This is a genomic window from Solirubrobacter deserti (genome assembly GCF_027587175.1).
GTDB lineage: Bacteria > Actinomycetota > Thermoleophilia > Solirubrobacterales > Solirubrobacteraceae > Solirubrobacter > Solirubrobacter deserti.
In genome coordinates, this window is the sequence record NZ_JAPCID010000119.1 from 1 (window position 1) to 1,241 (window position 1,241).

The 1,241-nt window shown below is 75.9% G+C and carries 1 pseudogene; it reads left to right on the top strand.

Features of this window, described 5'->3' with window-relative positions:
- A pseudogene (locus OJ962_RS34185) lies at positions 1–1,241 on the top strand (hypothetical protein); the annotation flags it as partial.

Here is a 1,241-nt window from a genome sequence, read left to right on the forward strand (position 1 = left end):
TCGCGCCGCCCGCGGACGGCGCCGCCCCGCCCGCCGCCGCTGCGCCGCCCGCGGCGCCGCCACCGGCCGCTGCTCCCCCGCCCGAGGCGGCACCGCCGGAGGGCGAGGCGGCCAAGACCGACACGGACAAGGCCAAGGAGCCCGAGAAGCCCCAGGAGCCGGAGGACAGGCCGGACCCGGCCGCCGAAGCCGCCAAGCGGATCGCGGACGAGAACTCCCCAGAGGCGGCCAAGAAGGCCGAGCAGGAGGGCGCCGCGAACGCGCTCGACGAGACGACGTCCGCGCTGCCGGGCTCGGACGAGCTGCCCGCGGGCGAGAACACGACGCCGCTCACCGACGTGCCGTCGGGGGCCGACAACTCGCTCCCCGCTGACGGCGCGGTCAGGGGCGCGCTGCCCGCGAGCGGCAACCAGCAGCAGCAGTCGGGCGGGCTCGCGCGGCGGCTCGCGCGCCGGCTCTCAGGCGGGGGCGGAGCCAAGGGCGGGAACGGGCTGCCGGCCACGCCGGTGGACAACTCGCTGCCCGCGGCACCGGCCGAGAACTCGCTGCCGACCGCCCCCGCCGAGAACGCGCTGCCGACGGCGGCGCCCGACAACACGCTGCCGACCGCGGCGCAGGCGCCGCCCGCCGCCCAGCCGGTCGCGGCGCCGGCGGTGGTGGAGGCGCCCAAGGCGCCGGCGGCGATCGATCCGGCGCAGTTCGGGGCCGAGGGCAAGGGTGGCGAACCGAACGCCGAGGCGCTCGCGCTGCTCAAGAACAAGAACGTGGTTCTGGACAAGGACGGCATCGCCGACATCAAGGCCGGCCGGATCGACCCGCGCGTCGTCGGCGTGCTCACCAAGCTCAGCCAGGAGCACAAGATCACGGTCTCGTGCATGTGCTCGGACCACTCGAAGTTCACCGCGGGCGGGTCGATCTCCAACCACCATCACGGCCGCGGGCTCGACATCGCTGCGATCGACGGCGAGATCGTGAGCCCGGACAGCCCGCTCGCGCGCGAGATCGCGTCCGAGGTCTCCCAGCTGGACCCGAACATCCGCCCCAACGAGATCGGCTCGCCGTTCGCGATCTCCGGGCCCGGGTACTTCACCGACGCGGCGCACATGAACCACATCCACCTGGGGTTCAAGGAGCCGATCACCGCGGACTGGAAGCCGCCCGCCGACGTCGCGGCGACCGCGCCCGCGGCCGCGGCGCCCGCCGTCGCCGGCGCGCCCGCGCAGTTCGCCGCGGTGCCCGCC